The sequence below is a fragment of the Streptomyces sp. CA-142005 genome (assembly GCF_050942335.1).
Lineage (GTDB): Bacteria > Actinomycetota > Actinomycetes > Streptomycetales > Streptomycetaceae > Streptomyces.
This window is the reverse complement of record NZ_CP192078.1, coordinates 9,521,620-9,546,695: the sequence shown is the minus strand read 5'-3', so window position 1 is coordinate 9,546,695 and position 25,076 is coordinate 9,521,620. Positions and strand designations below refer to the sequence as shown.

The 25,076-nt window shown below is 69.2% G+C and carries 21 protein-coding genes and 3 pseudogenes; 7 read left to right on the top strand and 17 right to left on the bottom strand.

The features are described from left to right. Nucleotides 1–183: 183 nt before the first annotated feature. The gene (locus ACQPXS_RS44075) at nt 184–1,008 is read right to left on the bottom strand and encodes an IclR family transcriptional regulator (protein ID WP_433455078.1); all 825 of its coding nucleotides are present in this window, start codon (nt 1,006–1,008) and stop codon (nt 184–186) included. Nucleotides 1,009–1,248: 240 nt separating this feature from the next. On the opposite strand from ACQPXS_RS44075, the gene ACQPXS_RS44070 reads away from it, so the two are divergent. Beyond that, nucleotides 1,249–1,431: a hypothetical protein gene (locus ACQPXS_RS44070; RefSeq protein WP_433456287.1), complete on the top strand. Its 183-nt coding sequence runs from the start codon at nt 1,249–1,251 to the stop codon at nt 1,429–1,431. A gap of 253 nt (nt 1,432–1,684) precedes the next feature. Here ACQPXS_RS44070 and ACQPXS_RS44065 read toward each other — a convergent pair whose 3' ends face one another. Beyond that, the gene (locus ACQPXS_RS44065) at nt 1,685–2,458 is read right to left on the bottom strand and encodes a maleylpyruvate isomerase family mycothiol-dependent enzyme (protein ID WP_433455077.1); all 774 of its coding nucleotides are present in this window, start codon (nt 2,456–2,458) and stop codon (nt 1,685–1,687) included. Nucleotides 2,459–2,735: 277 nt separating this feature from the next. On the opposite strand from ACQPXS_RS44065, the gene ACQPXS_RS44060 reads away from it, so the two are divergent. Next, a complete protein-coding gene (locus ACQPXS_RS44060; RefSeq protein ID WP_433455076.1) occupies nt 2,736–3,584 on the top strand; it encodes an IS5 family transposase in 849 nt (282 codons plus the stop codon). A gap of 72 nt (nt 3,585–3,656) precedes the next feature. After that, a pseudogene (locus tag ACQPXS_RS44055) lies at nt 3,657–4,660 on the top strand (IS5 family transposase). A gap of 127 nt (nt 4,661–4,787) precedes the next feature. On the opposite strand, the gene ACQPXS_RS44050 reads toward ACQPXS_RS44055, so the two are convergent. Further along, on the bottom strand, nt 4,788–5,444 hold the full coding sequence (locus tag ACQPXS_RS44050) for a DUF4328 domain-containing protein (protein ID WP_433455075.1): 657 nt from the start codon (nt 5,442–5,444) through the stop codon (nt 4,788–4,790). Between the two features lie 372 nt (nt 5,445–5,816). Here ACQPXS_RS44050 and ACQPXS_RS44045 point away from each other — a divergent pair, with 372 nt between their 5' ends. Then, nucleotides 5,817–6,524, top strand: coding sequence for a hypothetical protein (locus ACQPXS_RS44045; protein ID WP_433455074.1), 708 nt, complete (start codon nt 5,817–5,819; stop codon nt 6,522–6,524). A 319-nt stretch (nt 6,525–6,843) separates the two neighbouring features. Here ACQPXS_RS44045 and ACQPXS_RS44040 read toward each other — a convergent pair whose 3' ends face one another. From ACQPXS_RS44040 to ACQPXS_RS44015, 6 genes and pseudogenes are all read right to left on the bottom strand, one after another. After that, nucleotides 6,844–7,254 (bottom strand): YciI family protein, encoded by a 411-nt coding sequence (locus ACQPXS_RS44040; RefSeq protein WP_433455073.1) that lies wholly within the window; start codon nt 7,252–7,254, stop codon nt 6,844–6,846. Nucleotides 7,255–7,469: 215 nt separating this feature from the next. Further along, on the bottom strand, nt 7,470–7,658 hold the full coding sequence (locus tag ACQPXS_RS44035) for a hypothetical protein (RefSeq protein ID WP_433455072.1): 189 nt from the start codon (nt 7,656–7,658) through the stop codon (nt 7,470–7,472). Nucleotides 7,659–8,019: 361 nt separating this feature from the next. Continuing rightward, the gene (locus tag ACQPXS_RS44030; protein WP_433455071.1) at nt 8,020–8,847 is read right to left on the bottom strand and encodes an SAM-dependent methyltransferase; all 828 of its coding nucleotides are present in this window, start codon (nt 8,845–8,847) and stop codon (nt 8,020–8,022) included. Between the two features lie 83 nt (nt 8,848–8,930). Next, a complete protein-coding gene (locus ACQPXS_RS44025) occupies nt 8,931–9,182 on the bottom strand; it encodes a DUF397 domain-containing protein (protein WP_153537780.1) in 252 nt (83 codons plus the stop codon). After that, on the bottom strand, nt 9,179–10,051 hold the full coding sequence (locus tag ACQPXS_RS44020) for a helix-turn-helix domain-containing protein (RefSeq protein ID WP_351808261.1): 873 nt from the start codon (nt 10,049–10,051) through the stop codon (nt 9,179–9,181). Before ACQPXS_RS44020 ends, ACQPXS_RS44025 begins: the two co-directional genes overlap by 4 nt. A 726-nt stretch (nt 10,052–10,777) precedes the next feature. Next, a pseudogene (locus ACQPXS_RS44015) lies at nt 10,778–11,038 on the bottom strand (transposase); the annotation flags it as partial. 135 nt (nt 11,039–11,173) lie between these two features. Between ACQPXS_RS44015 and ACQPXS_RS44010 the strand changes: the two are divergent. Next, nucleotides 11,174–11,839: a nitroreductase gene (locus ACQPXS_RS44010; protein ID WP_433455070.1), complete on the top strand. Its 666-nt coding sequence runs from the start codon at nt 11,174–11,176 to the stop codon at nt 11,837–11,839. Here ACQPXS_RS44010 and ACQPXS_RS44005 read toward each other — a convergent pair. The 4 genes and pseudogenes from ACQPXS_RS44005 to ACQPXS_RS43990 all read right to left on the bottom strand — a co-directional run. Then, nucleotides 11,786–12,244: pseudogene (locus ACQPXS_RS44005) on the bottom strand (hypothetical protein); the annotation flags it as partial. The gene ACQPXS_RS44010 and the pseudogene ACQPXS_RS44005 sit on opposite strands and share 54 nt — an antisense overlap. A 27-nt stretch (nt 12,245–12,271) precedes the next feature. Beyond that, a complete protein-coding gene (locus tag ACQPXS_RS44000; protein ID WP_433455069.1) occupies nt 12,272–13,084 on the bottom strand; it encodes an alpha/beta fold hydrolase in 813 nt (270 codons plus the stop codon). 144 nt (nt 13,085–13,228) lie between these two features. Next, entirely contained in the window at nt 13,229–14,803 is a 1,575-nt protein-coding gene (locus ACQPXS_RS43995; protein ID WP_433455690.1) for an IS200/IS605 family accessory protein TnpB-related protein, read from the bottom strand. A gap of 61 nt (nt 14,804–14,864) precedes the next feature. Next, on the bottom strand, nt 14,865–15,443 hold the full coding sequence (locus ACQPXS_RS43990) for an IS607 family transposase (protein ID WP_433446834.1): 579 nt from the start codon (nt 15,441–15,443) through the stop codon (nt 14,865–14,867). Nucleotides 15,444–16,097: 654 nt separating this feature from the next. Here ACQPXS_RS43990 and ACQPXS_RS43985 point away from each other — a divergent pair. Further along, complete coding sequence (locus ACQPXS_RS43985) at nt 16,098–20,183, top strand: discoidin domain-containing protein (protein ID WP_433455068.1); 4,086 nt, start codon at nt 16,098–16,100, stop codon at nt 20,181–20,183. Between the two features lie 147 nt (nt 20,184–20,330). On the opposite strand, the gene ACQPXS_RS43980 is transcribed toward ACQPXS_RS43985, so the two are convergent. After that, complete coding sequence (locus ACQPXS_RS43980) at nt 20,331–21,044, bottom strand: DUF1275 family protein (protein ID WP_433455067.1); 714 nt, start codon at nt 21,042–21,044, stop codon at nt 20,331–20,333. A 127-nt stretch (nt 21,045–21,171) separates the two neighbouring features. Here ACQPXS_RS43980 and ACQPXS_RS43975 point away from each other — a divergent pair, with 127 nt between their 5' ends. Then, complete coding sequence (locus ACQPXS_RS43975) at nt 21,172–22,392, top strand: permease (protein ID WP_433455066.1); 1,221 nt, start codon at nt 21,172–21,174, stop codon at nt 22,390–22,392. Between the two features lie 37 nt (nt 22,393–22,429). Here the strand turns inward: ACQPXS_RS43975 and ACQPXS_RS43970 are convergent, their stop codons facing one another. The 3 genes from ACQPXS_RS43970 to ACQPXS_RS43960 all read right to left on the bottom strand — a co-directional run bounded on the left by ACQPXS_RS43970 (nt 22,430) and on the right by ACQPXS_RS43960 (nt 24,647). Next, a complete protein-coding gene (locus tag ACQPXS_RS43970) occupies nt 22,430–22,981 on the bottom strand; it encodes a DinB family protein (protein ID WP_433455065.1) in 552 nt (183 codons plus the stop codon). 80 nt (nt 22,982–23,061) lie between these two features. Then, complete coding sequence (locus ACQPXS_RS43965; protein WP_356312616.1) at nt 23,062–23,262, bottom strand: hypothetical protein; 201 nt, start codon at nt 23,260–23,262, stop codon at nt 23,062–23,064. A 236-nt stretch (nt 23,263–23,498) separates the two neighbouring features. Beyond that, nucleotides 23,499–24,647, bottom strand: coding sequence for a carboxylate-amine ligase (locus ACQPXS_RS43960; RefSeq protein WP_433455064.1), 1,149 nt, complete (start codon nt 24,645–24,647; stop codon nt 23,499–23,501). Nucleotides 24,648–25,076: the final 429 nt, after the last annotated feature.

Genomic DNA, 25,076 nt, shown 5'->3' with positions numbered 1-25,076 from the left:
CCTCCGTCTGGTCGGCTCGCAGCCCGAGCGCGACGCCCGCATCCTCTAGGAGGCGCGGGGCCGCTGCTCATACGCGCACCGTTTCCGTCGTCTGCCGCTGCAGGTCGTCGTGCCCGCCGGCGGCGCGACGGCCTGCAGCGGCGCCACCGCCTCGCTTCGGGCAGCCGGAGACCGCCAGTCGGATCAGGTGGGCATGCGCGCCGCGATCTCCGCCGCACAGTCCCGCAATCCGGGTGCGAGAGCGCGGAGTTGGTCGGCCTCGGTGAGGATGACAGTCGCGGCCAGCGAGACGGCCAGGGTGCGGGCGCCCTCGGACGTGTCGGGCAGCGCGGCCGCGATCGAGCGGACGCCGATCTCGTTCTCCTCTTCGACCTCCGCCCAGCCTCGCTCCCGGACGTGCGCCAGCTCGGCGCAGAGCCGGTCGGGGTCCGTGATCGTGCGGGGCGTCACCGCCGGGAGCGGGCCGGACAGCAGACGCTCACGCTGCTCCTCCGGCAGGGCCGCACGCTCGCGTGCGATCTGCGGGTCGTCGCGGACGACGTGCAGTTCGCCATGCGCGAGACCAGCCACAAGTGCCGTGCCGAGGGAGGTGGCGTGCCACGGGTTGCGGGTTCCCTCCGCGCTGCGCAACTGCAGATGCTGGGTGCCCTGCACGGAGAGAACGAGCAGCACCTCGGTGCCGTCGAGGACCCCCGCGATGACGGGCAGACCAGTGCGCGTGGCGAGCCGGCGCATCGGCTCCCCCGCTGCCCCGTAGCCGGAGGGTGAGCGCTGGAAGCCGCGGGACAGCTCCAGCACTCGCGAGCCCAGAGCGTAGCGGCGGGTGTCCTCGTCGTAGACGGCGAACCGTTCCTCTACGAGCCGTCCGAGCAGGCGGTGTGCGCTGCTGACGGGGAGCCGGGCGGCGCGGGCCGCGGCGCTCACGCCCAGGCCGGCGGGGTGCTCGGCCAGTGCGCTGAGCAGACGCAGCCCCCGGCCCAGCATGTCATCGCCGGATGGTGTGGTCACCGTGTGCGCCTTTCGTCGTTTCGTACCGCTGACGTGGTGAGGGGTACGGCGGCCCGGTGCTCCGTGCGAGATCTTCGGAACCGTGGAGCCGACCCGAGACGATTTCGACCGAGCCCAAAAGGGCTACGACGCATGGTGCAGGCCATTGAAAGGACGCAAGGGGGCGAACACGGTGATCGCCGTTTGGGGCAGGTCTGGTGATAGGGGCTGTCCTGGCGGTCATGAGCGGAGCCGGATGACGTGTGCAAGGACGGCTACCTGGGCTACGACACCGCCCTGGCCGCAGGGTGGCCCGATCGCCACGGCATCGTGGAAGGCGCCTGCCTCCACCTGATCGGCGACCGCCGGGGTCCAGTAACGGTCGAAGTCGCCGTTGGCGAGCAGGGCGCGGAGTCTCAGGACGGCTTCGGCGCCGACCAGTGACCATCGGGCTCCGGTGATGTCACAGTTCCCAGTCGAGCGCGAGCCGCCCGCAGGCGCGCCCTTCGCCCTTGAACAGCAGCACCGGCGCCGCGCAGTGTCCCCCAGTGCAGCGCCAGCCGCCCGCAGGCGCGCCCTTCGCCCTTGCACAGCAGGCCCGCAGCCTGCCCGCAGCCGCGCGATGTCCGCAACCCCGGGCCCAGTGGCGCCCGCAGGAGCGCGCGCACCACCGACAGATGCGTCACAAGTGCGCGTTTTACGCGTTCGGGTCCCAGTCTGCGAGCTGCTCCATCGGCTCCGTGTCGCCGGTGGTCTCCAGGCCCTCGAGCGGGACGCGCTCGTAGAAGTAGAGGACCAGTTCGCTCGCTGCGCCTCGCATCGCCATGTCGCCCGGCTCCGCGTCGGCGGCGAGGTCGTCGCAGCGGACGCCGTCGGCGTTGAGGGTCAGGCGCCAGGAGCGGCCCTCGGCCGTGTGCAGGTCGATGGTCGCCGGCTTGAACGGCCAGGGGACGGTCGTCGCCGAGACGGTCGTCAGGAACTCGTCGACGCCCTCGACCGCGACGTCCGTCGGCAGCGGCTGTGCGGCGCCCTGGGTGAGCTGGGCATCGTAGGTGTGGACGGCGATCTCCTGGATCTGGTGCCGGGCCACGGCTCCGCTGGTCTCCGGGGCCTGCGAGCGGCCCCACCAGGTCCAGCAGCCGCGGTCCGGCCCGGCCTCGCGCATCGCGTCGAGCATGAGCTCGGTCGACTCGGCGAGCCAGGCGTCCAGGGCTTCGCGGTCGCGGGGCGCGGTCGGGGCGCCCTTCGGGTCCGTCCTCGCCGGGGGCTCAGCTCCCGGGCCCGCCGCGACGATGGCGGCCTGGCGGCGGCGGCCGTCGCCGAGGTGCTGCGCCAGTTCGCGCAGCGTCCAGTCCGGGCAGGTCGGGACCTGGACGTCAAGGTCGGGGGCGGACGCGATCGCGGCGCGGAACGCGGCCGAGCGGTCTTCGATCAGCCGCAGGACCTCGGGGAACTCCAAGACGTTTTGCACGTCGGTTGTGTATCACGGCGCTCCGGCCGCCGGGTATCGAATTTGTCGGACGAACGCGTCGACGGCCGGGCGGAGCGCCGGCAGCCGAAGCCGTCCTGAAATTCCGCGCACTGCTCGCCAACGGCGACTTCGACCGCTACTGGACCTACCATCCGGGCCAAGAGCACCAGCGCAACCACCAGGCCCGCTACCAACTCGTAGTGTGTGCGGCCCGGCGGCGCCAGCGCCAGAGGAGTGACACGAGAGCTAGGCCGTCAGGTGAGCCACTGATAGGACTGTGGGGCATAGGGGTGATCTGACGGATGCTCAGTGGGAGCGGCTTGCGCCGCTCCTCCCGGTGAGCAACGGGCGGTGTGGCCGGTGGCGGGATCTCCGCCAGGTGATGAACGGGGTGCTGTACCGGATCCGCACCGGTGTGCAGTTGCGTGACCTGCCGGAGCGCTACGGTCCCTGGAGGACCGTTCACGAGCGGCATCGGCCTTGGGTTGGCGGACGGAACGTGGGAGCGGCTGCTCCAGCGGGTGCAGGCCGAGGCGGACGCGGCCGGGGACATCGACTGGGACGTGTCCGTGCACTCCGCCTCCGTGCGCGCTCACCAGCACGCGGCCGGTGCCCGGCACTCACCGCCCCCGCGCGTCAAAGGGGGCTCCTCCCAGGCAGTCAGGACCGCTCGGATCCGGGCGGAACTGGTCGCCCTGCTGGCGGAGGTGGTGCGGGAGGAGAGGCGCTCGGCCGCTCACGCGGGGGCTTCACCACAAAAGTCCACCTGAGCGCGGACGGCCACTGCCGGGTCCTCTCGCTCGTCCTGACGCCCGGTCAGCGGGCTGACTGCACCCAGTTCGAGGCTGTCATGGAACGGATCCGTGTGCCCCGCCTGGCCACCGGCCGGCCTCGCACGACACCCGACAGCGTCAGCGCCGACAAGGGCTACAGCAACCATGGCACCCGCGCCTACCTGCGTGGACGCGGGATCCGGCACGTCATCCCGGAGAAAGCCGACCAAGCGGCCGGCCGTCTGCGGCGCGGAAGCACCGGTGGCCGGCCACCCGGCCCCGACAAGGAGCGGTACGCCAAGCGCAACACTGTCGAGCGCTCCACTCATGATCGCCAGGGCAGCCCCTACTAGGGCCTGTGTGAGGTCGTGATCAATCTCGGGTTCTCGTCCCGTGTGGGGACGGGACCTGGTAGGACGCTGGGTGTGACACGTAGGCAACTCACCGACGAGCAGTGGGAGTTCATCGAGCCGTACCTGCCGATAGGCGAGTACGGTCCGTACCCCGAGCGGCTGCGGGAGCAGTTCGAGGGGGTGATCTGGCGGTTCCGGTCCAGCGCTCAGTGGCGCGAGATGCCCTCCGAGTTCGGACCGTGGGCGACCGTTTACGGGCGCTTTCGCGTGTGGCGGGACGCCGGGGTCTTCTCCGCTCTTCTGGAAGGCATGATCGCCGAGGCCGCCCGCCGGGGAGAGACGGACTTATCCCTGGTCAGCGTGGACTCCACCACTGCCCGCGCTCACCACGACGCGGCCGGGATGCGCATCGGCAAGGACGTCATGGACGCCCTTGAGGAAGCCGCCGCCGAGCAGGAGCGGGCCCGGCAAAAAGGGGCGGCCCGCCAGAACAGAACGGACAGGACGGCAGGGACGACCCCGAGCAGGAAGAGCGACGGCGGATCAGGCGGCGGCGCAAGCTCCGCTTGACCCAGGCCCTGCTCGGCAGATCCCGTGGTGGACTGACGAGCAAGATCCATCTCGCCGCCGACCGCAAGTGCCGTCCGCTGTCCCTCGTACTGACCGCAGGACAGGCCGCCGATAGCCCGCAGTTCGTCCCCGTGCTGCAGAAGGTGCGCATCCGTCTTCCCGTTGGTCGGCCCCGGAGCCGGCCCGACGCTGTCGCCGCCGACAAGGCCTACTCGTCCCGCGCTAACCGCTCTTACCTGCGGAAACGCAACATCAAGGCAGTCATCCCGGAGAAGAAGGACCAGACCGCCAACCGGAAGAAGAAAGGCCGCCGGGGCGGCCGCCCCACATGCCACGACGGCGATCTTTACAAGGAGCGGAACACCGTAGAGCGGCTCATCAACAAGTTGAAGGCCTGGCGGGGTATCGCCACTCGGTACGACAAGACGCCCGAGAGCTACCTCGCCGGCCTCCACCTCCGCGCGTCGATGATCTGGATCAACGACCTCCTGAAGACAACTGGATGATCACAACATCACACAGGCCCTAGAGGGCCATCGCGCTCTCGGGTGGGCGACGCCGAAGCGGGTGGAGAGCCCGGAGACCGGGTTGAGGTGGTCACCCGCCCGTGGCGTGCCTCCCAGGCGCAGGCGCCTACGACGGCAGGGACAGCTGCACGGCTTGCTTCAGCATGCCGCTGAGCCGCCAGACGACGGCGGCGGACAGGGCGGCAGCGCAGACGTACAGGAGATCGCTTTCCATGACCCGCTGCAACGCCTGGCTGGTCTGGCCGGCCGTGTGCGCGTGCTTCAGTGCGGACAGTGCGTCGGCGCCCGCGGCGCTCGCGGCAAGGACGGAGAGCCACCAGCAGGTAAGCAGGGGATGGCCGCGCTCACGCCTCGACACTGGCCGGGCGGCGGCCCACAGGTCGTTGACGAACATCTTGAGCACGAACACATCGGCAACGGGAACCACCCAGCCGAAGAACAACCAGGCACGTCCGCGACGCTGCCCCTCGGGCCAGACCAGCTCCGCGAGGTCGCGCATGCGGGACATCCAGACGCTGAAGACCAGCACCGTCACGAGGGTGGCGCCGCTCCACCAGCCCCTCAGATTCCCGAACCACATGTCGGCGTTGAGCAGCGGCAGCGCCTCGCTGCCGTCGGGCTGAGCCGGCAGTGGCGGTGCGTGCAGCACTTGGTACTTGTGCCATGCCGCAACCCCGGCAGCCGCGGACAGCATCGCGTACGCGGCGAGCACACCGCACGTCCACCGGGTCAGCCCGCCGAGCGCCCCTGCAGCCCTGCCCACCCGACACCTCCTGAAAGCCGCCTGTTGGGGACTTCCCGCAGGTCGGCGGGCGATCTTAACCTCGCGGGGATGCGGAAGTCACGGCCCGCCCCCCCGAGCCGCGACCACCCGCTCGGCGGGCCTGTCGCCCACGGCGGCGATGATCGGGCTCGGTCAGTCTGGCGTCGTCGAGTCACGATCAAGGGGTGGTCCGCGCGGGGTCCTCGATTTGGATCATCGAGGCGTCTTCGATCTCGCTCGTCCATGTGTCGGAGCCGGCGAATCAAACTGTCGTAGAAGCCCGCCATGTTCAGCAGCACCACGGGCTTGCCGTACGTCCGTGCTTCTTCAGCTCGGCGAACGTCATGAGCGGCCGCGTGCGAGGATGCTGCCGTGCTCGATGAGATCGACGCGGTGGACTGGGATTCCCTACCGGGCCATCCCGCCTGGTATGAACCGGATCGTGTCGCCCGTGGTCTCCGTGCCTTGGCCGAGGCGGCGAACCTGGTGCAGGTGGCGGAGGCCGGCTCGCTGCTCGGCGGTGGTGGAATCGTTCATGGCCACAGTGCCGCCGTGTTTCCAGCCGCCGTAGTTGCCGCCCCGCTGCTTCTGGACATCGCCCAGCAGGGTCACCCGGCGGCCAGGGACACCGCGTTGGGGCTGCTTGACGAGGCTCTGTCGTGCTATCCGCATGCCGGATACACGCGGGCGGTGGCTCCTGACGGCACCGCTGTTCCCATCTGCTGCGCCATCGCCCACCATCTGCGAGCGCGCACCGATTTCCTTGCCGGGCTGGGCAAGAGGGGCAAGTCATTGCTGGCCGACGCGGCCCCTCACTGGCGTTTCGAGATTCGCCAGTGTGTGGCCGACGGCGGCGACACGGCGGCCTTCGGTATCTTGGCTGGCTGTCTCCCCGACGGCGTCCACGAGGCGGAAATGCATCTCGCCGGCGCCATCACCGTGCTGAGCGAAGTCACCCTCGAGTACCCGCCCGCGGAGGACTCTCCCGAAGCATGCGTGCGGGTGATCGACCGGCATCCGCGCGAACTGCCGCCAGGTGTCATTCTGTTTCCGGCGGGATGCGGGGATCGCGTGCACTGACTGGCTTCCAGTTGCCGGCTCGGTGGGGAACGCGGTCTCTTCATCGAACAACTCGCCCCGTCTGGAGGGAGCGGCAGAGCTCACCGATCATGCGATCGAAGAGATGCCGCTGGGCGGCGGCATGCCAGTCTCCGTGATCGTCGCGGCGCCCCTCTCGACGAACGCGGCAAGGCGTTGCGTCGCTGACTGATTCCCTCGGTAGGCAGGCCCGGATCCTCGCCTCCCCCGGCCTCGTCATCCCGTGGCAGGCGGGTCGGCCCGACTAGACGCGCAGTGCCTCGATCAGCGCGTCTTGTACGGCGTCCACGGCCGGGTGACGTCACTCCGTGACGCAGTGCTCGTGCCCGCCGAGGAACGGGCGCAGCTCGAGCCACTCGTGGATCGGCTTCCCGCCGGCCCCGGGGGCGGCCGACAGGTCCCCGGCCAGCTCGAGGGCCCGCTCGTAGGTGTCGACGTCGATCACCATCCAGCCGGCGATGAGGTCCTTGGTCTCGGCGAAGGGGCCGTCGGTGACCGGTGGGCGCCCCTCGCCGTCGTACCGGACGAAGGTGCCCTCGGGGGCCAGTGCCTGGCTGTCGACGAACTCGCCGGTCTCCTCCAGGCGGGCCGCGAAGTCGCGCATGTACTGCACGTGAGCCGAGATCTCCTCCGGCGTCCACTGCTCCATCGGCACGTCGCTGACCGAAGCCGGGGCGCCGCGGTAGTGCTTCAGCAGCAGGTACTTGGCCATCGTGTCTCTCCTCGGTACTCCTGCGGCCCACTGTGGTCGCGTTCACGCCGGGGACGGAGCCGGACGCGGGATCTCGACATCGCCGCCCGACTTTTTTGGGCTCTCGTGGAGGAGCCCGGGGTGAGCCGTCTCGTGGTGTCGCGGGCCACGTCCAACACGTCAGCGCCCGGTTGCTGCGCCGCGACGCGGTCGTGCCTCACCATCAGCCGCACCGGTCAGACGTCCGGAACGCTCCACACGACCCAGACCGCTCGGGCGGCCGGCGCGGGGACGATAGCCGTCACGAGCTTCTTCCGTTCACCGCTCACCGAGCCGGCCGGCGTCTCCCACGTGGCGGGCTCACGCGAGACCTCTTTCCGCATCGAAGCGGTCACATCGAAGCGGTAGCCGGCCGCATCGCCCACCTCGCCGTACTAGACGCCCTGCACACCGGCGTCACCCTCGTGACGCTCGAGCGGGCCCGGGAAGCACATCGCCTGACCGGTGATGCGCTGGCCGAACACCGCCTCTGACGAGCGCGTGCACGGGGCGATGACCCGTGGAGTACTGCGACGGGCCTCGGTATGCACCGATGAGCGGCCAGGTCGCACCCGCCGTGGCGGAGCCCCGCCGAGTCCTGAACTGTCTTCTGCCCCGGCACAGAACCCGGCAGGCCCCTCGGAATCACCCACTGAACTGGTCCCGACGGCGCCGGCACCGCCAGGCGACCGCCCAGCGCCGCCCTCGCCGAAGAACCAGCTCAGGAGACGAAAGGATGCTGGAGAACTAAGGCTTGATGCCCACGCCCGTCCACAGGCTGACCTGGGCGTCCGTGGGCGGCTCAGCCGCGGTGGCGTCTGCGCTCGAAAAGTCGGGGCGCCAGCGGTGACCCATCGTAATGCCGGGTTCGAGGAGTTCCAGACCGTCGAAGAAGCGGGCGACGTCGGCACGGGAGCGGAACTGCACGGGCGTGCCCGCGTTGGTGTAGACGTCGGTGACCTTCTGCCAGGTGGTCGGATCGAGGTCGGGCGTGCAATGGCTCAGTGCCAGGGCGCTACCGGAGGGCAGGGCGTCGAGCAGACGGTTGACGATCCCGTACGGGTCCTGCTCGTCGGTGATGAAGTGCATCAGGGCGTTGAGGGAGAGCGCCACCGGCTCATTGAGGTTCAACACCTCGGAAAGGATCGGGGCGTTCAGCAGAAACGTGGGGTCTTTGACGTCAGCCTCGATGTATGCGGTGCGACCCTGGGACGTGCTACGCATCAGGCGCTCGGCGTACTTCAGCACGAGAGGGTCGTTGTCGGCGTAGACGACCCGGGCGTCGGGGACGACGGACTGGGCCACCTGGTGCAGGTTCGGCTCGGTGGGGATGCCGGTGCCGATGTCCAGCCACTGGCGGATGCCGTGCTCTCGCGCCAGGACCCGAGTCGCCCGGTGCATGAACGACCGGTTCTCACGCGCACACACGAAGATGCCGGGATAGACGGCCGCGACAGTCTCGGCTGCCTGCTTGTCCACCTCGAAGTGGTCCTTGCCGCCGAGGTAGTAGTCGTACATGCGTGCGGAGTGAGGCCTGCTCGTGTCGATGTCGCGCGAGGCCGGCGTGCTGCTCATGCTGTTCCCTTCCATAGTTGCGTGGCGTACAGAGCCGGGGCGGGCGACCTCGTGGCGGCGCCTTCTCCCGATCGCGCTGAGGTTCAGCCGGCCGTCAGATGATCGGCGAGGCCCTTCTTGACCCCCTCGAGGAATGCGCTGATCTCCTCGGTGGTGTAGATCAGCGCGGGCCCCGAGGGATCGGTCGACTGGCGCAGGGCGATGCGGCCGTCGGCGAGTTGCTTCGTCTCCACGCACTGACCCCCGTTGGGCCCGCTCCACGGGCACTCCCAGCCGTGCTCACCAAGGTCGGAAGCAGGCATCCCGTTGTAGACACTGCCATGGCTTGCGGTCATGAGTACTCCTTGCGCATGTGTTGCAACAGCGCCCGGCTGTCCGCGGAGGAGGTCAGCAGCGACATCCGGTTGTGTGCTTCCAGATGGGCGGCGACATCCGAGCGCTGGTCCAGGTACATGGAGGCGGTGAGGACCTCGCTGTAGACGACGTCGGGCAGCTCCGGCTCCGCGAACCGGAAGTACGTGAAGGGGGCGCACGCGCCGACATGGGCGCCTGCGGAGAACGGGACGACGTCGATGCTGACGTGTTCCAGCTCCGAGGCTTCGAGGAGCCGGTCGATCTGCGCGCGCATCACCTCCGCCCCACCGACGACGCGGTGCAGGACGGCCTCCTCCATCACCACCCACAGCGTGGGAGCGTCCTTGCTCTCCAGCAGTTCCTGCCGGCGCAGCCGCAGCTGGACGCGCCGCTCCAGGTCCTCCTCGGAGTCATTGGGAAAACCGCCGCGCAGGACGGCGCGCGCGTAGTCGTACGTCTGCAGCAGCCCGGTGACGTAGTGCGGCTCGTAGGTGCGCAGAGTCGTGGCGCTGGTCTCCAGGCTGACGTAGGCCGAGAACCAGCTGGGCAGCACATCGCGGTAGTCATGCCACCAGCCCGGTTCGTTGGCCCGCTCGGCCAGGGCGACGAACTCGTCGATCTCCTGCTGGTCGGCTCCGTAGGCCTCCAGCAACTTCTCCACGTACAGCGGCTTGAGAGCGACCTCTGCCTTTTCCAGGCGGCGGACCGTCAGCGGCTTCACCCGAAGGGCCCTGGCAGCGTCCTCCAGCGAAACGTCGGCGCTCTGCCGCCTCTCCCGCAACCGCCGGCCGAGGATCATCCGAAGAACCGTTGGCGCGTTGGTCCCCGCCCCCGAACGACCCTCCATCACGCAAACCCCAATCCCTGACAGCACGTCACTCCGACGCGCCTCACGGCGACTTGATGATGACACCAGCTGGATACCGCCTGGCTGAAATTATCAGGGAAGCAGTTGCAGCGTGAAGTCGGCTGCGAGCATAGTTACATGTGTGAGCTTTCCAGCCGGACGCTCAGACCCCCATCGTCAACGACCAGCCACGCCCACAGAGTTGTCGCCACCGAACGTCGAGGGCGCACGTCAAATCGAACATGCCTGTCGGGAAGGCATTGCCGCAGCTCCACATCCTCGCGTCCCCGGCCTCGAAGGGAAGGCAACCACCATGTCCCCCCACACATCGCTCCTCACCTCCTCCTCAAACGGCGCAGGCAGCGGCTCCTCGCGCGGAGCGGCCGTGGCCTCGACGGGCTTGATGCACCGCTCCCATCCATGGCTCGGCCATCTGGTGACGGACTCCGCGACAGGACGGCGGGGAATTCTCCGGGCCATCGCACCGGAGGGCACGGCGACGGCGCCGGTCGCCTGGCTGGCCCCACGGCGAGGCGGCATCGAGTGGACAACGGCGCCCGAAAACCTGACCGATCCCACGCCGATCACGCCGGCCGGCCGCCCCGAAGGGACGACGTGAGGCAACGGATCGCCCTCGTCCCGTACGTCACGGCCGTCGCTACCGTGGCACGCCATTTACACCATGCCTGAGGTGGCGTCGAGGTAGATCAGGTTCGGCGGTAGTGCCACACGCGCTCTGGCCGCATGCTGGTGGGCCCGTACTGAGGTTGAGTCCACGGTGATGTCCCAGTCAATGTCGCCGGTCACGTCGGCCTCGGCCTGGGCCTGGGCCTGCTGGAGCAGGAGTTCCCACGTGCCGTCTACCGACCAGCGGCGCTGCCGCTCGTGCACCGTCTTCCACGGTCCGTAGCGCTTCGGCAGGTCACGCCATTGCACACCTGTCCTGATGCGGTGCAGCACTCCGTTGATCACCTGCGGGTGATCCCGCCACCTGCCTCAACGTCTGTTACTCACCGGCAGGAGCGGTCCAGGCCGCTACGACTGAGCATCCGTCAGATCACTTCTGTACCCGACAGTCCTGCTCAATACGGTAGAGGGACCGGTTGAGGGAGAGGACGCGAAGACGTGGATGTGTATGAGGCCGTGGACAGTCGCCGGGCTGTGCGGGCGTTCAGCGATGAGCCGGTATGCAAAGAAGTACTCGAACGAGTGCTTGCTGCCGCGACGCGTGCTCCGTCGAGCGGGAACCTCCAGCCGTGGCATGTGTACGTCGTGACCGGTGAACCCTTGGCCGAACTGAAGAGGCGTGCGACGGCGAGGGCACTGGCGGGTGACCCGGGTGATGACCAGGAGTATCCGATGTACCCGACCGAACTGGCCTCGCCGTATCTGGACCGCTTCTCCGCAGCGGCCGCCCAGCGGTACAAAGCGCTGGGAATCGAGCGCGACGACCCCGACAGACCCATGAAGATCGCCGCCTTGAACTCAGAGGCGTTCGGGGCACCCGTCGTACTGTTCTGCTACCTCGACCGGACGATGGGGCCCGGACAGTGGGGGGACGCGGGGATGTACTTGCAGACGGTCATGCTCCTGCTGAGGGCGGAAGGGTTGCACAGCTGCCCCCAGGTGATGTGGACCATGTACCGCAAGACTGTCAGCCAGACAGTCGGAGCCGATGACAAGTTCGTACTGTTCTGTGGCGTCTCGATCGGATTTGAGAAGAAAGGCGCGCCACGGCTACGTACCGGGCGGGCTGACATGACGGAGACGGTGAGCTTTATCGGCGCGTGAGGTCGAGGGCCCGCGGCTCGAGCAGAACGAGTCGATCACGGTCGGCTCCGAGAGAAAGACGTCCCGGCCTATGGGGCCGTAAGCGATGTTGAACGTGTCGAGCCAGTACGACCAGCCGCGGATTCCCAGAGCACTGGTGAACCGGTAATTCAACCGCCAGCGGACCCACTGGCCAGGAAGCAGTCGAACCGCTGGCGGCCTACGGGGCCGAGGCGGCAACCCGGTGAGTGGCTCCACACGAGCGAGCACACGGAGCCGGTCACCTTCGTCCCGCAGGTTGACGCCGATCTCGCGAAGAACTTTCTGACTCGAGCGTGGCTCGAAGCCGTCGGGCTCGGACATCTCGACGAAATAGGCAAAGTCGCAGGGCGCCTGGGGCAACACAAAGCCCGCCGGCGCCGCATTCCACGGATACGGGACCCGCGCCCCCGGTCAATGTGCCGATCCTTCCGCCCCGGCGTCGCGGTGGGACCAGCGCTCGACGCGTGCGAGCCACTCCGCGAGGAGGGCGCGCAGGAGTTCGGGGTGCTCGTGGGGCAGGGCGTGTCCCGCGTCGTCGACCACGGCGAGCGAGGCGTGCGGGTAGTGGCCGACGAGGTCGGCGGCGGCGGCATATCCGACCGTGGAGTCCAGACGCCCCGCCACGACCAGTGTCGGACCCGCGTAGGCCGGTGCGTGATCGGGGGTGAGCGCCCACCGTTCGCCGATTCGCTCAAGCGCTGCCTGGTCGACGAGTGCGGCGGCTGGAGCCACGTAACGTTCGTACCGTTCGAGCATCTCCGGGGTCTGGATCACGAAGTAGCTCCGGAAGATGTCGTCACCGATCGCACCCGATCCGACGACGACGCGGTGCCCGGGTACATCGCGCAGTCCTGGCAACAACGGACAGACGAGCGCGAGACCAGCGACCCGCGCCGGGCGCCTCGCGGCCATCGCCTGCGCGTAGTACGCGCCCGACGAGTGCCCGATGAGGAGGTGCGCACCGCCGCCCGTCACCTCCTCGGCGAAGTCGAGCAGTGTCTCGAGGACGTCGTCGGCGCTGCACAGCGACTCGGGGGCGAGAGTCCGGCCCATTCCGGGGAGGTCGGGATAGATCCGCCGCAGCCCCACAACGCCGTCGAAAGCCGGCTCGAAGCAAGCCTCGGCCTCGCGGTGGTCGACTCCGGCGCCGTGGAGTACCAGCACGGGTCGACCGGTCCCGTGCTCCACGCAGTGGACCACCACCTGCCCCACTCGGATCTCCATCCCGGCACGCTAACTGTGCAGGGGGCGAGGCGACAACGCGGCCTCGTCCGGCACGGCAGAAGTCGGCCCGCCCTCGAACGGGGTCCGGTCATACTCAGGGCACATCCCACCGCAGGGTCTGCGGTGGCGGCGCTCGGACCGTTCCTAATCAGTGAGCAGGAGTGGGTCTTGGACCCATGTGTGGTCACTGCGGACATCCCGAACGGTTTTGGGTGTCCTGGTCGCCCGCTTTCGCTCCGCGTCCGGCTGCACGGATCGTGTCCGTGGTCCGGGGATGCGGGGGCGGGGTTCCTCACGCCCTGGGCCACTGCGTCCGGCCTGGATGGTCCGATGCCCGCCAGTATCGCTCTGGTGCTGGCGGGGCGGTGTCGTCCGTCGCCGGATCGGGTGTCCGAGGGCGCGTCGCCCGATCGCGATGCTCGCGGCATCGTGACGGGTCGTCTTGCGAGTCTTGCTGGTGAGAGGTTTGCGCCAGTGCTGGTCGCCCCACATCGACGTGTACGCGGGGTCGACCGCGACGATGGCCAGGTCCTGTTCGGCGGCCATCGACACCAGCCGGGCTTTGAGCTTGCCCGTGGGGATGCCGGAGATCAGCTGTCGGAAACGCTTCTTGCGGCCGTGCTTCTCCCGCGTCTTCTCCTGTGTGAAGTCCAGGTCTTCGATCGCAATGGCGGTCACGCCCGCACTCTTGGCCCAGTGCAGGAGACGACTGATGGCGTGCCGGAGCTGCGCGTCACGGTGCGGGGCCGACCCGGTGAGGTCGTAGTGGAAGCGTTTGGGCTCGCCGACCGGGTTGCCGTGCACGTCCAGACGCCAGACGGCGAAGTGGTCGGCGTTGGTGTCCACGCCGACCGTTCCGGCGGCGCGGGCCGCCTCCAGCGGCATCGTCTTGACGACGGGGCGCTGCCAGGATGCGGTCAGGTACCAGCGCCCGCGCTGTACGTCGTAGTGGATGCGATAGGCCACAGCCCGGTTCGCCACGACGCGGTCGGCCCACTCCTGGCCCCGGTGCGCGAACTGCACGCGGGTAGCCAGGACATACCGGCCGTGCCTGCTGTTGGCTAGATCAGCGAGCGGCGCGGGCAGCTTGATGGAGACTTCGCCGTCCGGCGTGACGCGGATCGTCTCGTTCCCGAACCTTTTTCCGGACTCACCGTCAGCGGCGAGGAACCAGCGTTCGGCCTCCCAGCGCTCCCGCCACTGGGCTTCAGTGAGCTGGGCTGCTTCGAGGTTGTGCCGGGTGTTCAGCAGCCGCCTACCGCCGCGTACGACGTGCACGGTGCCCGCTTCGCGCTCATCACGAGCGGTGTTGAGACGGTGCTGGAGCGCGTGCAGGCGCCGGGACTTGGCGAACCACTCCTGCTTGGACCGGTAGCCACCCGGCACACGCTTGGTGCCCTTGGCTCCGATCGGCTGGGACAGGCGGTGCATCAGCGTGCGTACACCAGCTTCAAGGGACTGGATGTGGGCAAGCTGACAGCGGCGGGAGAGCGCCCACTGATCGTGCGTGGCTTTCGTGATCGATCCGGCCCAGCGGGACGACGACTCGGCGGTCAGGTCCCGTTTACGCGCAGCCCAGGTGTCGGCGGTGTGCTCCAAGCCGTCCCGGCAGCGGGCAGCCAGGTCAAGCGATGCCAGGCGTCCCAGGTGCTCACCCGCCAGGCGAAGAACTTCCTCGTCCTTGGGCGAGAGGTGCTTGAGCCGGTCGCGTATCGCCATACCGGACGGCCCGAGGGCGACGAACGGCGCATCGATCGGGCGAAGCTGCTGCTTCTTCGGCTCACTCACCGGCAGCCGCCGCTTCCAAAGCTTTCCTCGCCCGGTTCTTCGCCGACCGACGCCCATACAGGCGGGCGCAGAACGACGTCAGGACCTCGACCATGTCCCGCACCAGGTCGTCTTCGACTTCGCCGTCATCCAGCACGATCAGGCGACGCCCGGACGCTGACAGGGCAGCTTCGACGAGTTCGACGTTCATCCGGCCGAGCCGGTCTTTGTGCTCGACCACCACGGTGATCACGGCCGGATCAGCCAGTAGACGACGGGCTTTCGTGCGCGACCCGTTCATGCCTGATGCGATCTCGGATTCGATCCGCACGACCCGGTGACCGGCCTTCGCCGCCCATTCGGACAGCCGCGCCGTCTGGCGGGCCAAGTCGTCTTTCTGGTCGTGTGAGGAAACGCGTGCGTACAGCCCCACGCCACCGGACGCCGTCGTTGAGGAGTTCGCTTCGACGTTCACCAGGATCGTGCGCGACCCGACCCGTTCCGCCGGCACCGGCAGCGTGCCATCGCGGAACCAGCGATAGGCGGTGTGCGGGTGCACACCGTTCGCCTTCGCCCACTCCTTGAGGTTCATTCCTCCAGAACCCTACACTCACTCAAAGGCATTAATAGGCACTAAAGTTAACTCGATCCGAAGCAGCTCAGCACCCCCAACTCAACCCCCATGGGACGGGTGGCAACTCCTGCGTTGCGCACGGCCGTGGGCACGGTACCAGGCCCTCTTCCGCCTGATCCTTCCGGCGATCCAACTGTCCGCCCGTGCAGGCCAGATGGTCGTGGCCACGGCATGCAGCAACTGCCCCCGCCCTGTCCCAACTGCAACTACCCGTCCGCCCGCACGGGCGGTCACCGGTTGTGCCTCGGCGCGGCCGAGCGGGGGGACTTCACGCGTCAAGCTGCAGATTTCTTCGGAGGGCCGTACTCAGGGTGTTGAGTAGGCGAGGGCACGGTGTTCACGTCATGTGTTCGCCGTTGCGATGCCTCGCCGTGCCGGAATTCGTCGCACGGGAAAGTCGATGCCACCGTCACGCGCCCGGCGCCACAGCCACGATCGGCCGGTATCCCGCCGCGGAACGACGGAGCGATCGCGTATGGATCCACTCAGCAGGGGTTGACATGTGGCGCCGCGCGACACAGCCTTTGGCAACGTTGTCATTCCACTCCGGCACGGGACGTGCGCGGAGTTGCTTCGGCCTGCGTCGCTTTTTCTGATGGGACGTCACCACTCATGAGAGATCAGTCGGATCCGTCGCGCCATCCGTCGCGACGGACCATCGTGACCACGGGTACCACCCTGCTGGCCGGATTCGGCCTCAGTTCCGTGCTCCCCGTGTCGACCGCCGCTGCCGCCCCCACCGGCGCACCCGTCACCCCCGCAACCCCCGGTGAGCTGGCGCTCTACCGGCCGGTCTCGGTCTCCTCGACCGCCTATGCCGCAACCCCCGGATCCTTCGTGGTCGACCGCCTCTCCTCCCCCGGCGTGCGCGGCAGCGGCTGGCGGGCCGAGGACGGCGACCCGCAGTGGATATCCGTGGACCTGCAGGCAGCCTGCGAGGTCACCCAGGTCCGGCTGACCTTCGAGGCGGACGCCTCCGACCCGGTGTACACGCCGCCCACCACCGGCAATGTGCACAGTGGCACCACGGGCAAGGAGATCCAGTCCAGTTACCCGCTGGTCTTCGTGGTCGAGGCGTCCCTCGACAACACGTCCTGGACCGCTGTCTACCGCACCACGTCGGGCACCGGCGGCGTCGTGGACGTCCAGCTTCCCCGCCCGGTGCCGGCGCGCTGGGTGCGCATGACCTCCCAGAAGCGCTCCAGCCCGCTGCCCCTCGGTGTCAACGGCTTCGAGGTCTACGGCACCACGAGGAGCAGCCGCCCCGCCACCACCGGCTGGACCGACTGGGGCGTCCAGCACGGCGACGCGCCGAGGCTCGCGGTCGCCGACGACGGGACCGTGCCGGTGGAGTCGGGCTGGCGGCTCACGATGGACGACTGGGCGGGTGCCGACGGCGCGGCCCTGTCGAGGACGAACGTCGACACCAGTACCTGGCTGCCTGCGACCGTTCCCGGCACCGTGCTCGGCTCGCTCGTGGAGCAGGGCAAGCTGCCCGACCCGGTGGCGGGCCTGAACAACCTGCACATCCCGGAGGCGCTGTCGCGCCACTCCTGGTGGTACAAGCGGGACTTCGCCCTGCCCCGCGGTGTGCGCACCGGCAGTGGCCGTCACCTTTGGCTGGAGTTCGACGGCGTCAACCACAAGGCGGACGTGTGGCTCAACGGCGAACGGGTCGGTGATCTGACCTACCCGTTCGCGCGGGTCGCGTTCGATGTCACCCAGCAACTCGCGGCGAGCGGCGACGACGCGCTCGCGGTGCAGATCACGCCGATGCCGGTCCCCGGCAGCCCCGGTGACAAGGGCCCGCTCGGCGAGTCCTGGGTGGACGCGGGCGCGAACCAGATGAGCCTCAACTCCCCCACTTACCTGGCGTCCTCCGGCTGGGACTGGATGCCGGCCGTCCGTGACCGCGCGGCGGGTATCTGGAACCACGTCCGGCTGCGATCGACCGGGCACGTCGTCATCGGCGACCCGCGCGTGGACACGGTGCTGCCCGCGCTGCCGGACGTGTCGGTCGCCGAGGTGACCGTGGTCGTCCCGGTTCGCAACGCCGACAGCGCCGACCACCAGGCGACGGTCACCGCGGCCTTCGACGGCGTGCGCGTCTCGAAGACCGTCAGCGTGAAGGCCGGCCAGAGTCTCGACGTCGTCTTCGCTCCCGACGCGTTCCAGCAGCTCCGGCTGCACAACCCCAAGCTGTGGTGGCCGAACGGACTGGGCGAGCCCCATCTGCACGACCTCACGCTCACCGCGTCGGCCGACGGCCAGGAAAGTGACCGGCGCACCACCCGCTTCGGCATCCGCCAGTTCGGCTACGAGTACAAGGTGCCGCTCACCTTCACTGCGTCCGGCGACTCCTACACGCAGACGGTGACCTTCGACCGGCAGCAGGCCCAGTACGTCCGCATCAGATGCCTGACGCGGGCCACCTCCTGGGGCAGCTCACTGTGGACCCTGTCCGTCCAGGACAGCACGCGGCCGGGCACCGACCTCGCGCTGCACGCGCCTGCCGAGGCCTCCAGCACCGACCAGGAGAGCAACGGCGCCGCCAACGCCACCGACGGCGACGCGGGAACCCGCTGGTCCTCCGCCTACGAGGACGACCAGTGGCTCCGCGTCGACCTCGGCTCCGTCCAGTCCTTCGACCGGGTCGACCTCACCTGGGAGCAGGCGTACGCGAAGACCTTCGTGGTACAGGTCTCCTCCGACGACTCGGACTGGACCGACGTGAAGTCGGTGGACAACGGGGCGGTGCCGCTGCCGTTCAACAACGGCAACGCGAGCCTCCAGATCGAGGACTTCGACCAGCAGACCGCGCGCTACGTCCGGCTCTCCTGCGGGCTGCGCAACACCAGTTGGGGGAATTCGCTGTGGTCGTTCGGCGTGATCGACGGCAGTGACCCGGGTACCGACCTCGCGCTGCGCCAGAAGGCCACTGCCTCCACCGAGGAGTCCGACCACCCGGCCGCGCACGCCACCGACGGCGACCCGAACACCCGCTGGTCCTCCGCCTACGAGGACCACCAGTGGATCCAGGTCGACCTCGGCTCCTCGCGGAAGTTCGACCGCGTGGCCGTGGTCTGGGAGACCGCGTACCCGAAGACGTACGTGATCCAGGTGTCCGACGACGGCGAGAAGTGGACCGACGTCAAGTCCGTCTCGAACACGCCGGACCCGCTGAAGATCAGCGTCAACGGGGTGCGCGTGCTCGCCCGCGGCGGCAACTGGGGCTGGGACGAACTGCTGCGCCGGATGCCCGCCGAACGCATGGACGCGGCGGTCCGCATGCACCGCGACATGAACTTCACCATGATCCGCAACTGGGTCGGCTCCAGCGACCGCGAGGAGTTCTTCGCGGCCTGTGACCGGTACGGAATCCTGGTGTGGAACGACTTCCCGAACGCCTGGGGCATGGACCCGCCGGACCACGAGGCGTTCAACTCCCTGGCGCGCGACACCGTTCTGCGCTACCGCATGCACCCGAGCGTGGTGGTGTGGTGCGGCGCGAACGAGGGCAACCCCCCGGCGGCCATCGACAAGGGGATGCGCGAAGCGGTGGAGCAGCAGGTGCCAGGCCTGCTCTACCAGAACAACTCGGCGGGCGGCGTCATCACGGGCGGCGGCCCCTACGGCTGGGTGGAGCCGCAGAAGTACTTCGACCCGATGACCTACGGCAGCCGGGACTTCGGCTTCCACACCGAGATCGGCATGCCCGTCGTGTCCACCGCGGCGAGCACCCGCGCCATGACGGGCGACGAGCCGGAGTGGCCTATCCGGGGCGCGTGGTACTACCACGACTGGAGTGAGCACGGGAACCAGGCGCCGCAGAACTACAAGGCGGCCATCGAGGCCCGGCTCGGCGAGTGCGGCGACCTGGACGACTTCGCCCGCAAGGCGCAGTTCGTCAACTACGAGAACACCCGAGCCATGTTCGAGGCGTGGAACGCCAACCTGTGGGACAACGCCTCCGGCCTGATGCTGTGGATGTCCCACCCGGCCTGGCACAGCACGGTCTGGCAGACGTACGACTACGACTTCGACGTCAACGGCACCTACTACGGCGCCCGTTCGGCCTGCGAACCGCTGCACGTGCAGGCCGACCCGGTCGAGTGGCAGGTCATCGCAGTCAACCACACCTCGGCAGACCTGCGGGGTGCGACCGTCACCGCCCGGCTGTACGACCTGTCCGGCCGGCTGCTCGTCAGGAGCCGGTCGGCGCGAGTGGACGTGGCGCGGGCGGACACCGCGAAGGCGTTCACCTCCGCCTGGACGGACGACCTGCCGGATCTGCACCTGCTGCGGCTGACCCTGGAGGACTCCCGGGGCAGGGAGCTGTCGCGCAACACCTACTGGCGCTACCGCGACGCCTCCGACCTGCAAGCGTTGAACAAGGCCAAGCAGGTGCGGCTGACCGGCGCCGTCACACAGGTGTCGCGTTCCGGGGACCGCCAGGAGCTGACGGCGATCGTCCGCAACACCGGCTCCGCGGTGGCCGCGATGGTCCGGCTGTCGCTGCTGGAGGACACGCACGGCCGCCGGGTGCTGCCGACGCTGTACAGCGACAACTACCTGTGGCTGCTGCCCGGCGAGTCCCGCACGGTCCATGTGTCCTGGCCGGCGACGTCGTCCACGTCACGGCACCCGGTGCTGACGGCCGAGGCGTACAACAGCCCGGTCGCGACACTGCGCGGCTGAGCCCCCCGCCCTGTCCGGTCCCGGCCGCGCACGCCGCGACCGGGCAGGGTGGCCGGCCGGGCGTGCAGCGGCGGACGTCGTCCCGGCTCAGGCGTGACGCCGCATCGGGAGCGGACTGGCCGAGGACGGCGGTTGCTGGGCGGTGGTTCAGGAGGGGGCCACGGTGTTCCGGCGCCGTGCGGCGGCAAGCGGCAGGCAGGCGGTGGCGATCGCGCACAGAATCAGGATCACGGACGGCAGCGCCGCCCAGGCACGCGCCTCCTTCAGCAGAGCGGCGGAGACGGCCGCACCCGCGATGAGGCCGACGAATCGCAGCGGCACCCACACGCCGGGGCGGCCGGTGCCGATTCCCTTGACGATGTAGGTGGCGAGCGTGCCGGTCAGGTAGGTGGTCGGCGCGGCGGCACGTCCTGCGGCGACCATGCACGCGGCCTGCACTCCCATGGCGAGTGCGGCCCCGAACTGCATGACGTCCCGAGCCGTCTCGCCCGGTGTGCCGCCGGTCAGGCCCCAGGCCAGCGCGCCCGCCGCCAGCAGGGCCGCCTCGGCGCCGAGGAAGGACATGACATGCCGGGGCCAGTGGCTCGTCGGCACCGCGGAGCCGCGCGTGCACCAGGCGACCACCGCCGTGCCCACGCCGAACCCGGACAGCGCCAACAACGCAGCGGTCACGTCGACGGCCTCGCCGCGGCCGACGGCCATGCCGAGCAGCGCGAGGTTGCTGGTCATGACTCCCGCGAAGACCCGGTCGAGCCCGAGGAAGGAGACGGATTCGACAGCGCCGGACGCCGCCACCAGCAGCACCACGGCGATACGCAGAGAGCGTCCCGCGCGGACGTCCGGCTGAACCTGCTGCTCCACGGCTTTCCCCCGGGGGCTCGTCACTCAGGGCTCGTCACTCAGGGTGCGTCATCGTAACCCCCCACATACCCCTATGGGGTATAGAATCAAGGCTGCTGGCGACAGGCAACGGCGAAAGGTGTGCAACATGCATGCGATCGGGCACGCGTTGTCCATCGCCGGGTCCATGACCTGGGAGATCACCTGGGCTCTGATCCTCGGCTTCACCTTGTCCGCCGTCGTCCAGGCAGTGGTTCGCCGAGAGACCGTCGTACGACTGCTGGGGGACGACCGGCCCCGCACGCTCGCCCTGTCCGCGGGGCTCGGCGCGGCCTCCTCTTCCTGCTCGTACGCCGCCGTCGCCCTCGCCCGCTCGCTGTTCCGCAAAGGGGCGAACTTCACGGCGGCGATGGGCTTCGAGATCGCCTCGACCAACCTGGTGGTCGAACTGGGCGTGATCCTGGCCCTGTTGATGGGGTGGCAGTTCACCGCCGCGGAGTTCGTCGGCGGTCCGATCATGATCGTCGTACTCGCGGTGCTGTTCCGGCTCCTCCTGCGGGAGCGGTTGCTGAGGCAGGCGCGGGAGCAGGCCGAGCGCGGACTGGCCGGGTCGATGGAGGGGCATGCGGCGATGGACATGTCCGTGCGCGGCGAGGGCGGCTTCCTGCGCCGGCTCCTCTCCCGCGACGGCGTCACCTCCGTCTCCCACATCTTCGTCATGGAGTGGGCGGCGATCCTGCGCGACCTGGTGGCGGGCCTCCTGATCGCCGGGGCGATCGCCGCGTGGGTGCCGGACGAGTTCTGGCGCACCTTCTTCCTGGCCGACCATCCGCTCGCGGCCAAGCTGATCGGGCCGCTGATCGGACCGGTGGTGGCCATCGCCACGTTCGTCTGCTCCATCGGCAACGTGCCGCTCGCCGTGGTGCTGTGGAAGGGCGGCATCAGTTTCGGCGGTGTCATCGCCTTCATCTACGCCGACCTGCTGATCCTTCCGATCCTGAACATCTACCGGAAGTACTACGGCGCCCGGATGGCCGCCTTCCTGCTGGGCACGTTCTTCGCCGCGATGGCGGTGGCCGGCTACGTCGTGGAGTTCGCCTTCGGGGGTCTGGGCCTCATCCCCGACCAGGCCGACGCGAAGATCCCCGAGGAGGGCGTCAGCTGGAACTACACGACGTGGCTCAACATCGCCTTCCTGCTGCTGGCCGCCGCCCTCCTCGTCCGCTTCCTGCGCACCGGCGGCCCGGCGATGCTGCGCATGATGGGCGGCTCACCGAACCACGGCGAGCAGGACGACGACCACGCCAACGGTCACGGTCAGGCAGGGGGACACGGGCATGGGCAGGGCGAGCACCACCACCATCACTGAGCCGGCCGCCCGGCGGGGCCGGCGCAGCAAGCCTGGGTCACACCCCGACCGCGCCGTCGATCCGTTCGCGGATCAGGTCGGCGTGCCCGTTGTGACGGGCGTACTCCTCGATCATGTGGATGAGCACCCAGCGCAGGGAGACCGTGCCCCGCCAGGGGTCCTGGCCCTCGATATCGAGATGCGCGGCCTCGGCGACGAACGCTTCCGCGAAGGCGACTTCGGCCCGCCAGGCCGCCCAGGATGCCGCCACGACCTCGGGATCGGGGCTGACGCCGTCGAAGTCGCCCTCGGGGACGTCCGAGGAGGAGAAGCACAGTTCGACGTCGTGCCCGGCGAGCACGGCCCGGAACCAGCGGCGTTCCACGTCCGCGAGGTGCCGGACAAGGCCGAGCAGGGAGAGCGAGGACGGAGACACGGACCGCAGGGCCAACTCCGGCCCCAGGCCGGAGCACTTCAGCTCCAGGGTGGCCCGCTGGGCGTCCAGCATGGCCACGAGCATGGTCCGCTCGTCACCGGTCGCGGGGCCGCTGAACCGGTTCTCGCTGCCGGTGCCGGTGAACAGTTCGATCCGTCGGTCGGGAATCTTCATGCCCACATCATGACGACACACCGTCTTCGAGGTCGATCCCGCCGGGCGCCGTCGTCGCATACAGCGAGCACCTCCCGGCGTCACCGGGCGCAGCCGACGTCCAGCACCTCGACCACGTCGCCGCGGATCGTATACACCAGCCAACACCACTCCCCGAACGCGGCCGCGAGGTCCGGCGCCCGTGTCTCGTTGTCGTCGGTGACCACGCTGATGAGCATGATGATCTCTTCGTGCATCTCGTCCGGCACATCGAAGAGCACGTCGGCGGCCCTTTGGATCATTTCGACTTTCATGGCACCCCCCGGGCGAGCAGGAGCGGCAGGGTTCGGCGAAGCCGAGGACTCCGGGCTGCGCTCAACGTCCGAACAAAGCCCTCAGGAACACGGTAAACCCGGCGATGTCCATCGTCGCCGAGGGATGACAGGCGAGTTCGGTCCAGGCATCCGGGCACCGCGCCGACTGCTGCTGCCTGGCGCAACAAAAACCACACCAGCCACATCGCCCCCACCGGCCGACCTCACGGAACCTCGACGGCGAGGTCGTCCACCACGGCCCGTAGGCCACCCTCGTGCCGTTCCGCCGCACGCCTCTGCCGCGCGGAGCCGGACCCGTGGAGCTGGACATCGCCCAGCCAGTCGCCGACCCGTCCGTCGTCGCCGTGCCGACTGAGGTGTGGCTCGACCCGTTTCCACAGCTCCTCGATCAGCCGGCCGACGTCCGTGGGAGCGCAGTCGCGGGTGTGGGTGCCGGGCAGGGTGCCGACGGATCCGTGCCGCGCGGCCTGCCAGCACGCCGCTCTCAACAGCAGGTCAGGGACGTCGGGCGCGGGTTCGCCGAAGCGCCCCACCTCCACGGCGTACCCGACGAGGGCACGGACGAGCAGCGCGTACGCGGTGGTGGTCTTGGCGTCGGGCATCACGTCAGCGATGCGGACCTCGATGGTGGGAAGATGCGCCGAGGGCCGGACATGCCAGTAGACCATGGCCGGATCGAGCGCCGCTCCGGAGGACACGAGCTGGTCGACGACCCGTTGGTAGTGCGCCGCGTCGCGCAGGTGGGGAGGAGGTCCCGCCGAGGGCCAACGGCTCCAGAGCACCGACCGCCAGCTCGCGTACCCGGTGTCCGCGCCGTCGCTGTACGGGGAGTTGGCGGTCAGGGCCAGCAGCAACGGCATCCAGCCCCGCAGGTGGTTGACCGCCCGAACGGCATCCTCCCGGTCGGCCACGCCGACGTGTACGTGGCAGGCGTTCACGCCCTGCCCGTGAACCACGGGCCCGAAGCGGCGCGCAAGGGTCTGGTACCGTGCCCGGTCGAGGACGGGCGGCGGCCCGGAACGGCCCAGCACCGCCACGCCACTGGGCACCAGCAGGCAGTCGTGCTCGGCCGCTGCGGCAGCCGCACCCGCGCGTAATCGAAGGACTTCCGCCTCTACTTCAATTCCGGTACGACACACCGCACTTACCGTCTCCACCTGGGACTGCGACAGCTCGGGGGTGACATGCGCCCCGCCGAGGCGAGCGCGCGCGGCACGCACCACGGAAAGAGACCTGCTGACGGTCGACCTGCTGCGCCGGTCGGCCAGGACGAACTCCTCCTCCACACCGACCGTCGGCGGTGCGGCCGCCTCCGGCGCGTACCCCGCCCCGCCGACGGCAGCGGGGGTCACGGCATCAAACGGCTCTGGCACATCCAGCCCTTTCCGAAAAACACGGGACACCGGAAACCACCCGTCGCCGGCTCCGCACAGGTCACGTGTACTCCTCACGCACTCGCGCGCACAAGCCCGCTCACTGCCGGAACAACGAGTGGGAACCGTCATGCTGAGTCTTCGAGCGAAGCCCTGCAAGCGGTTGCCAAGCCACGGTCACAGCGAGCGGACAGCACATGGCCGCTTCCGCCATCGGGGACCGCAGAGCGCAGGCCCGCGGCTCTGCGGTAGGCCAGGGCCCGGCTACCACCAGGGCACTCGCCAACAGATCATGCGCAAGACGCGGCAGACCGACGGCACTTCCAGTCGGCGCCGGACGTTTCCGTACGAGCAGCACGGGGAGGGAGGGGCGCCTGCAGCCGCGATGCGCTCGGCACGGCGTGTCCG